Origin of the sequence: Frankia sp. AgB32, assembly GCF_023243045.1 — a bacterium.
Lineage (GTDB): Bacteria > Actinomycetota > Actinomycetes > Frankiales > Frankiaceae > Frankia.
Window position 1 is genome coordinate 1 of record NZ_JALKFX010000054.1, and the last position, 9,291, is coordinate 9,291.

General features: G+C 70.1%; 8 protein-coding genes. 4 read left to right on the top strand and 4 right to left on the bottom strand.

What is annotated here, in order from left to right; genetic code table 11:
* The 4 genes from MXD60_RS17160 to MXD60_RS17175 form a co-directional block, all read right to left on the bottom strand.
* Positions 1-851, bottom strand: an 851-nt coding sequence (locus tag MXD60_RS17160) for an AMP-binding protein (RefSeq protein ID WP_248820322.1), incomplete at its 3' end; no start/stop codon positions are given.
* A 57-nt stretch (positions 852-908) separates the two neighbouring features.
* Entirely contained in the window at positions 909-1,772 is an 864-nt protein-coding gene (locus MXD60_RS17165) for a GNAT family N-acetyltransferase (protein WP_248820323.1), read from the bottom strand.
* Positions 1,773-1,986: 214 nt separating this feature from the next.
* Positions 1,987-3,393, bottom strand: coding sequence for a proline--tRNA ligase (gene proS / locus MXD60_RS17170; protein WP_248820324.1), 1,407 nt, complete (start codon positions 3,391-3,393; stop codon positions 1,987-1,989).
* A 113-nt stretch (positions 3,394-3,506) separates the two neighbouring features.
* The gene (locus MXD60_RS17175; protein ID WP_248820325.1) at positions 3,507-3,815 is read right to left on the bottom strand and encodes a frankia-40 domain-containing protein; all 309 of its coding nucleotides are present in this window, start codon (positions 3,813-3,815) and stop codon (positions 3,507-3,509) included.
* Positions 3,816-4,729: 914 nt separating this feature from the next.
* Here MXD60_RS17175 and pstS point away from each other — a divergent pair.
* The 4 genes from pstS to pstB all read left to right on the top strand — a co-directional run bounded on the left by pstS (position 4,730) and on the right by pstB (position 9,124).
* Positions 4,730-5,833 (top strand): phosphate ABC transporter substrate-binding protein PstS, encoded by a 1,104-nt coding sequence (gene pstS / locus MXD60_RS17180; RefSeq protein ID WP_248820326.1) that lies wholly within the window; start codon positions 4,730-4,732, stop codon positions 5,831-5,833.
* A gap of 150 nt (positions 5,834-5,983) precedes the next feature.
* The gene (gene pstC / locus MXD60_RS17185) at positions 5,984-7,216 is read left to right on the top strand and encodes a phosphate ABC transporter permease subunit PstC (protein WP_518468135.1); all 1,233 of its coding nucleotides are present in this window, start codon (positions 5,984-5,986) and stop codon (positions 7,214-7,216) included.
* Complete coding sequence (gene pstA / locus MXD60_RS17190; RefSeq protein ID WP_248820327.1) at positions 7,213-8,277, top strand: phosphate ABC transporter permease PstA; 1,065 nt, start codon at positions 7,213-7,215, stop codon at positions 8,275-8,277. The genes pstC and pstA overlap by 4 nt, the downstream gene beginning before the upstream one ends.
* 70 nt (positions 8,278-8,347) lie before the next feature.
* Complete coding sequence (gene pstB, locus MXD60_RS17195) at positions 8,348-9,124, top strand: phosphate ABC transporter ATP-binding protein PstB (RefSeq protein WP_248820328.1); 777 nt, start codon at positions 8,348-8,350, stop codon at positions 9,122-9,124.
* Positions 9,125-9,291 lie beyond the last annotated feature (167 nt).

The window sequence follows — 9,291 nt, forward strand, 5'->3', positions numbered from 1 at the left end:
CCCCCGGGCGGTGGGGCCGCCGCCCCGGGGGGGGGGCGGGGGGGGGGCCCCCCCCGGGGCCCCCCCACGGCGTAGGCGGAACCGGGGCCGACCGTGTTGGTGGCGCGGTGGTGGGCGATCTGTTGCATCCAGCTCGCCGGCCTGGCGAGGTAGTCGGCCGGGGAGGACAGCAGCGCGTCGCACCGGCCGCACGCCATCGGCAGGATGAACCCGCCGATGAGTCCCATGTCATGGGACAGCGGCAGCCAGGACAGCATCGCGCCGTGCACGGCCTCGTGGCTGGTCGCGACCCGGATGCCCTCGACGTTCGCGGCGAGGTTGCCGTGGCTGATCCGCACGATCCGGGGACTGGCGGTGGTACCGCTGGTCAGCTGGAGGATCGCGGGATCGTCCGCGGTCAGGGCAGGTGGGCGCCACCCGCTGGTGGGCCGGTCGCCGACCACGTCGGCCAGTGCCACCACCCGGCCGGCTCCGCCGCTCAGCGCGGGCAGCGCGTCCTCCCAGGGCGCGCCGACGAGCACGAGCGGATTGCCGAGCGAGTCGAACCGGTGTCGGGTGTCGGTGAGGTAGCGGGCGAGGTCGACCGTTCTCGCCGGGGTTGGCGCCATGGTGAGGCTGCCGCCGGCGAGCCAGGCCGCCATCGCGGCGGTGACGGTTGCCCGGGAGGTCGCCGCCAGGATCACGACCGGCCGGCCCGGGCCGACTCCGCGCGCCTGCAGTCCGGCGGCGGTCCGGCGGGCGTCGTCGTACAGCTCGGCCCAGCCGACGCGCTCGCCTCCGTCCGGCGCCAGGAACGTCACCGCGTTCGGCCCGGCGCTCGCGCGTCTCATGCGATCCAGCAGATAGACCATGGTCGACGGCTTTCTTCCGGCGGTGGTCGGCGTGGGCGCCATGTTCGAGATGGTGAATCAGGCCGTGCTGCCCTCACCGTCCCGGTAGACAGCGAGGATGAGTCGGTCCCAGTAGCGGCCGCGATAGAAGTCGTGCCGCCGCAGGCGGCCTTCGAGTTCGAGCGAGCCACCTGCGGAATTCGCTCGGTCGGCCGCCGCGAACTGCGGATAATTGAATTCCGGGACCTCGAAGTAAAGTTTTCGGAACGGCCAGATGTCGAAGACGTACCGCACGAACAGGTCGAGCGCCTCGACCGCCAGGCCGGAGCCGGTGTAGTCCGCCGAGACCGCCGCGCCGACGTACGCGTGGCCGAGCGCGAACTCCGGGTTGTAGCAGATCGCGTGCCCGACCGGCCGGCCCGCCTCGACCGACTCGATCAGGAACTGGGTCAGCACCCCCTGCCACAGCTCCTGCTCGAACTGGTGGTAGGCCGGCACCGAGCCCCGGTATCGCCAGCGGAAGCCGATATCCGGCGTGACGGCCAGCTCGTACAGGAACGGCGTCGACGACGGCAGCACCGGCATCAGCCGTAGGTACCGCCCGGCGAAGCGGGGCGGCGGGACGGACTGGTCCGGCGGGTTCCCGACGCCTGGCGGGTTTGCGACGCTCGTCCGCGCCTCGGCGCCCGGGGTGCGGGCGGGCGCGTCCGCCGGTAGCCGCCCGGCCCGATAACGGCCGTACAGTTCTCCGACGGTCGTGACCTCCAGCCAGTTCTGCTCGGTAAGGTCGGCGCCGAGATCCGTCACGAAGAGACAGAGGTCGAGAAGGCGGAAGGAATCGAGACCGAGGTCCTCGTGAAGCCGGCTTCCGGCGGCCACCGTTGTGTCCGGTAGGCCAAGTCTGCGGGCGACAAGCTGCTCGAATTCGTCTTGTTGGAGCATGTTACCTGTTCTGCGTAGCGCGAACGGCTCGGCGTTTTCCGGGAAGAGAAAACGTGCTTAACGACTTCGGGCAGGTAGGGACATTGGTGACCGTAGCAAGCGAGCCGAAGGACCGCAAAACAGATAACCCGTTCTGGCTAACGCCAGGTGGTCAGGTCCGGGCCGGGAGAACCGCCCCGGACCGCGAGGTTCGCCGCCCGGGGCGCCGAACGGCTCAGTAGGAGCGGGCGACGAGGCCGACCAGTTCGGCCGGATCGTCGCCGGGGGCGGGCACGGCACCGTCCGGCGTCTGTAGGCACCGCACGGTCAGCGCGTCCTCGGCGAGGCGCGACTCACCGTCCTCGCCGACAAGGCGCCACGGGATGCGGGCGAAGCCGTCCTGCGCGGCGGCGGCCGCGTCCGCCAGCGTGGTGACGTCCGCGGTGCGGCTCTCGCGCAGTGCCAGCGCCTCCGCGTACAGGCTGGCCTGCACCTCGTCGAGCAGCGCGGGCACGCGTCCGGCCGCCTCGGTCAGCGGGACCTGCGCCTTCACCGAGGTGTCCCGCCGGGCCAGGGTGACCGTGCCGGCGGCGAGGTCGCGGGGCCCGACCTCGACCCGGACCGGGATGCCCTTGATCTCGGCGTCGGTGACCCGCCGGCCGAAGGAGAGCCCCGGCCGGGCGTCGAGCTGGGTACGCACCCCGGCGGCGGTCAGCGCGGCCGCGATCTCCCGCGCCGCGGTCACCACGGCCTCGTCGTCGCGCACCGGCAGCACCACCGCCTGCGTCGGCGCGAGCCTCGGCGGGACACGCAGGCCGTTGTCGTCGCCGTGGGCCATGATCAGGCCGCCGACCATCCGGGTCGAGCAGCCCCACGAGGTCGTCCACGCGAGGTGCTTGGCGCCGTCGGCGCCGAGGAAGTCGATGTCGAAGGCGCGGGCGAAGTTCTGCCCCAGCTCGTGGCTGGTGGCCAACTGCAGCGCCTTGCCGTCGCCCATCATGCCCTCGCAGGTCATGGTGTTCGTGGCACCCGCGAAGCGTTCCCGGCGGGTCTTCGCCCCGATGAACACCGGGATGGCGAGGACGTCGGTGAGGAAGTCGCGATAGACGTCGTGCGCGATGCGGCGGGCGTAGGCGGCGGCGTCCGCCTCGTCGGCGTGCGCGGTGTGGCCCTCCTGCCAGAGGAACTCGCTGCTGCGCAGGAACAGCCGGGGCCGCAGCTCCCAGCGGACCACGTTGGCCCACTGGTTGAGCAGCAGCGGCAGGTCACGGTAGCTCTGGGTCCACTTGGCCAGGTACTCGCCGATGACGGTCTCGCTGGTCGGCCGGACGACGATCGGCTCCTCCAGCTCCTTGCCGCCACCGATGGTGACGACGGCGAGCTCGGGGCTGAAGCCCTCGACGTGCTCGGCCTCGCGGCGCAGGTAGCTCTCCGGGATGAACAGCGGGAAGTACGCGTTGGCCGCGCCCGCGGCCTTGATCCTCGCGTCGACGTCCGCCTGCATGCGTTCCCAGAGGGCGTAGCCATACGGTCGGATGACCATGGTCCCGCGGACCGGGCCGTTGTCGGCGAGCTCGGCCTTGGCGAGCACGTCCTGGTACCAGCGCGGGAAGTCGGTCGCACGAGCGGTGAGTACAGCCACCCCGCCACGATATTGCCTGCGACCGGTCGGATCCGCGTCGGGCCGCCCGCCCGGGGGGCGCGTCGGGCGGGCGGCCCGGGATCGGTCGCCTCCGGGTGGTTGGCCGGCGCGGGTCAGGAGTGACCGCCGCCCTGCCGAGGCACCGCTTCGCCGCGGAGCCCGCGCTCGGAGTCGCGCGGGACCTCCCGGAAGACGAGCGAGACATCGACGTCGCCGTGGTGGCTGACCAGGCTGGCGGTGGGCGGGACGAGGATCATCGCGGTCGTCAGGTCGGCCGCGGTGGCGCCCGGCGCCAGGATCAGCTCGTGCCGGACGCGCTGCCCGTCGTGGACCGTGACCACCTCGGCCAGGGACGGGGGGCGCCCTCCGGTGACCGGACGGGGTTCCGGCAGGAGATCGCCGCTGTCGACGGTGCTCATCATCTCGCCGTCCTCCTGTACGTGGGTGCGAGGTTCGGGGGCGGGCGCCCGCCGCGTGGTCGGCGGCGGCCAGCATCTTCGGTACGGGCCGCGGGACCACCTGGCGGCGGCATCTCCCCACGGTGCGTGAGATCCAGGCAGGCATGTCCACCGAGACGGACTGCCAGGCGTTGCCCCGATACTCTCAGCTACTTCGATGTTGCTGTCTAGCAAATCATGGCGGCCGACTGATGGCCAGTGGAGATCTCCGGGCAGAGCGGACGTCGGGTAACTCCGCCGGCACGTCCTGATCATCTGCGTAGCGCCGCGCGCGGCTTCGGCCGCTTCGGCGCACTTCGCCCCGCTGCGTCGCGGGGCACAGTGGGGTGGGCGCGACATGGGGAGCGCCGATGAACATTCGGAATCAGCGGGACATCATCGCCGACCGGCCGGGTGGTGTTCCGGTGACCGCGAAGCGGCGGAATCCGGACGCGAGCCCGTGATCATTCCGAATCGGTCCAGCGCCCCGCGGGCCAACGTTCGCTGTCCGTAGCTTCGCGGTGACTTGTCAGCCTCTTGTCCGTGCATTGTCCTGTGCGCGACCCTCGTTCGACCGCCCCACGCTGGTCGGCGGGTTGCGGGGCCCGGTCGGCGGCGAGTGTTCCGAACCGCTGGGCGGCGGTCGTTCGGTGTTGTGCGTCAGATCAAAATTACTATGAGCTATGAACTCATTGCTGTCCGATATACAACCTTGGTGCCAACGCCGGTCAACCGGACGTAAATCATCCGACATGGATGTGTTCCGGTTGGTGACGGGTTGGCGTATGCGGTTGTTCATCTTTCGTTCACTCGGGATCGCTTCGATTCTCGCCGGCACCCCGTCCGGGGGGCGGACAAAATTCAGGCGCCGAGGTCGGCGTTGGGACGAAGGGCTGCTAGTGAAGCTAGGCAAGCGTCAGGCCGCGGTCGGGGCAGCCGTGGTGGCGCTGCTCACCGTGGCAGCGTGTGGAACGGACAACAACAGCGACACCGGGACCACCTCGGCTTCGGCCAGCGCGAGCACGATCTCGTGCGCGAAGGGGTCGATCACCGGCTCCGGTTCGTCCGCGCAGAAGAACGCCGTTGACGAGTGGGTGAAGGCGTACCAGGCCGCGTGCTCGGGTGCGACGATCAACTACCAGTCGACAGGCTCGTCGACCGGTCGTCAGCAGTTCATCAGCAAGCAGGTCTCGTTCGCCGGTTCCGACTCGGCGCTGAAGGAGCAGCAGAAGACCGACGCCGACAAGCGCTGCGCGCCCGGCACCGCGGTCGACCTGCCGATGGCGGCCGGTCCGGTCACGCTCATGTACAACATCTCGGGCGTCAAGGACCTGCAGCTCTCCGCGTCGACCCTCGCGAAGATCTTCTCGGGCAAGATCACCAAGTGGGATGACGCCGCGATCAAGGCGGAGAACAGCGGCGCCTCGCTGCCGTCCGCGACGATCGCCACGGTGCACCGGTCCGACGGCTCCGGCACGACGGACAACTTCACCAAGTTCCTGATCGGCGCCGCGGCCGCCGACTGGACCTACAAGGGCGGCTCCGACTGGACCGCCCCGGGCGGCCAGGGCGCCAAGGGCAGCGACGGCGTCACCTCGACGGTGAAGTCCACCGAGAACTCCATCGGATACGCCGAGCTCTCCTACGCGGAGAACGCCGGGCTCTCGACCGTCAAGGTCAAGAACGCGGCCGGCGAGTACATCGCGCCGAGCACGGACGCTGCCTCTCTCGGGCTGAGCACCGCGAAGATCGCCGCGGGTGAGGACCTCAAGCTCACCTTCGACTACACCACGGCGACCAAGGGGGCCTACCCGGTCTACCTGGTCACCTACGAGATCGCCTGCACCTCCGGCCTGCCGGCGGACCAGGCGGCGCTGGTCAAGTCGTTCCTGACCTACACGGCTTCGGCTGACGCCCAGAACAAGATCGCCGCCCTCGGCTACTCGCCGCTGCCGGACTCGGTCGCCACGGCGGTCCGGACCCAGATCGGCAAGCTGAGCTAGTCACCGGCACCTTCGGTACCCGCGGCGGGGAGCGCTTCCCCGCCGCGGGTTCGTCGATGTACCGCGGCCGCGGCCTCGGCGCCGCGACTCGAAACACGCTGCACCCGGGACCATGATCGGGCGTCCCGTTCGGGTAGCAAGGAGAGGACGATGACGACGGAGCCGGACAGCTCGGCAGAGAACGCCGAGCCGCGGGGGGCCGCTTCGGCGACGGACCCGCCAGTGGGCGAACCGCCCACGACCGGGTCGGCGGAGGACAAGCCGCTGACCGACGAGACGGCGAAGGCGGCGACCGAGACGCCGGCGACCGAGACGCCGGCGACCGAGACGCCGGCGACCGAGACGCCGGCGACCGAGACGCCGGCGACCGAGACGGCCACGCCGGCGACCGAGACGGCGACTCCCGCCACGATCATGACGCCGAAGGCGGCGCCGCCGCCGGTCGCGTCAGCAGGCAAGTCCGCGATCGGCACGGCGGACCTGGTCTTCAAGAACATCACCCGGACGGCGGGCATCGGCCTGCTGGTTCTGATCGCCGCGATCGCCATCTTCCTGGTGTTGCGCGCCACCCACGCGCTGAGTGCCAACACCGGGCACTTCCTCACGACCCAGGAGTGGTTCCCCAACGAGACCCCGCCGAAGTTCGGCGTGGCCGCCACCCTGTTCGGCACAGTCGTCACCGCCGCCATCGCGATGATCATCGCGGTGCCGGTCGCCGTCGGGATCGCGCTGTTCATCACCGTGTACGCGCCCCGGCAGCTCGCCTCGATCCTTGGCTACATCGTCGACCTGCTGGCCGCCGTGCCCAGCGTCGTCTACGGCCTGTGGGGCCTGATCGTGCTCGCGCCGAACATGAAGGGCGTCCAGCTCTGGCTGAACGACTACCTCGGCTGGATCCCGCTGTTCAACGCGGACTCGGTGGGACGGTCCTTCCTCGTCGCCGGGGTGGTGCTCGCGATCATGATTCTGCCGATCGTCGCCGCCCTGTCGCGTGAGGTGTTCCTGCAGGTCCCGATCGCGCACCGGGAGGCCGCACTGGCGCTCGGCGCGACCCGCTGGGAGATGATCCGCACCGCGGTGCTGCCCTACGGCAAGCCCGGCGTGATCAGCGCGTCGATGCTCGGCCTCGGCCGGGCGATGGGCGAGACGATCGCGGTCGCGCTGGTCCTGCCGGCGTCGTTCAAGATCTCCTGGCACTGGCTCGAACCCGCCGGCAACACCATCGCCGCGAACGTGGCGAACGGCTGGGGCGAGGCGAACAGCATCGGCCAGGGGGCGCTCATCGCGTCCGGTCTTGTGCTGTTCATCGTCACCATGATCGTCAACATCATCGCGCGGGCCATCATCGCGCGCCGTCGTGACTTCTCGGGGAGCTCCGCATGAGCACCGCGACCGCGCCAGAGCCGGCCGTCGCCGACGACGACCGGCTGAACCTGCGGGGCGCGACCCTGCCGCGCTGGACCCCGTTCGCCGTCGCCGCCGGCGCCCTCGTGGTGTCCCTGCTGATCTACCTGCTGACATCGGTCGACAGCGAGATCCAGATCGTGCTGATGGCCGCGGTGCTCTTCCTGATCGCGATCACGGTGATCTCCGCCGTCGTCGAGGGCTCCCGCCGGGCGCGGGACCGCTTCGCCACGACGCTGGTCTACACGGCGTTCCTGCTCGCGGTCATTCCGCTGGTCGCGGTCCTGGCCAGCGTGATCAGCAAGGGCGCCAGCCGGCTGGACATCGGCTTCCTCACGCACTCGATGAACGGCATCGGCGCCCGCGACGCTGGTGGCGGTATCTACCACGCGATCATCGGGACGGTCGAGCAGGTCCTGATCGCCAGCCTGATCGCCGTGCCGTTCGGCCTGCTGGTCGCGATCTACCTGGTGGAGTACGGCCGCGGCCGGGTCAGCCGGGTGATCAGCTTCTTCGTCGACGTTCTCACCGGCCTGCCGTCGATCGTCGCCGGCCTGTTCATCCTCGCGTTCTGGGTGCTGGCCCTGCACCAGGGCTTCTCCGGATTCGCCGGTTCGCTGGCGCTGGTCGTGCTGATGATCCCGACCGTCGTCCGTTCCTCGGAGGAGATGCTCAAGCTCGTACCGAACGAGCTGCGCGAGGCCGGTTACGCGCTGGGTATCGCCAAGTGGAAGACGATCCTGCGGGTCGTCGTACCGACCGCCATACCGGGCATCGTGACCGGCGTCATGCTGGCGATCGCCCGGGTGTCCGGCGAGACGGCCCCGGTGCTGCTTACCGTCTTCGGGACGAACCTCATCAACGCGAACCCGTTCTCCGGCGAGCAGAGCTCCCTGCCCCTGTACATCTACTCGCAGGCCGGGGCGCCCCAGCAGGTCGCGGTCGACCGGGCGTGGGCGGCAGCGCTGGTTCTGATCATCATCATCATGGTTCTCAACCTCGTCGCGCGGCTGTTCGCGAGCCGTAACCAGCTGAAGTGACCCGCGCCACCCCACCAACTCCGCACGAGCAGCGAACCGCGTCCCAGACAGATCGTGAGTCGAGGTTGTCATGGCCACCCGCATCGACGTAACCGGGCTGACGGCGTACTACGGCAAGTTCAAGGCCGTGTCCGACGTGAACCTGACCATCGAACCGAAGAACGTCACCGCATTCATCGGGCCGTCCGGGTGCGGAAAGTCCACGGTGCTGCGCACGCTGAACCGCATGCACGAGGTGCTGCCCGGTGCGCGGGTCGAAGGAAGCGTGCTGCTCGACGGTGAGGACCTGTACGGGCCCGGAATGGACCCGGTGAACGTCCGGCGCACCGTCGGCATGGTGTTCCAGCGGCCGAACCCGTTCCCGACGATGTCCATCTACGAGAACGTCATCGCCGGGCTCAAGCTCAACGGGGTGCGCAAGAAGGCGCTGCTCGACGAGCGGGTCGAGGAGTCCCTGCGCGGCGCGAACCTCTGGGACGAGGTCAAGGACCGGCTGAACCGCCCCGGCGCCGGGCTGTCCGGCGGCCAGCAGCAGCGGCTGTGCATCGCCCGCGCGATCGCGGTCGAGCCGCAGGTGCTGCTCATGGACGAGCCCTGCTCGGCGCTCGACCCGATCTCGACCCTGGCGATCGAGGACCTCATCACGAAGCTGAAGTCGAGCTTCACGATCGTCATCGTCACGCACAACATGCAGCAGGCGTCCCGGGTCAGCGACGCCACCGCCTTCTTCTCGCTGGAGAAGACCGGTGACCCCGGCCGCCTCGTCGAGTTCGACAAGACCACGAAGATCTTCACCAGCCCGTCCCAGAAGCGAACCGAGGACTATGTCTCCGGACGGTTCGGCTGACCGCGTCCGGAGCGCGTGAACAGGACGGGCGCATGGCCCCGGCACAGGAGTGGCAAGACCTGCCGGGGGGCGGGGAGGAAGACCGGCCGGCGCGGCCAGGTCCGGCCGCCGGGCTGACCGCCGCCCGGGGCGCGCCGCCCCCCCCCGGCGCCCCCCGCCGGGGACGC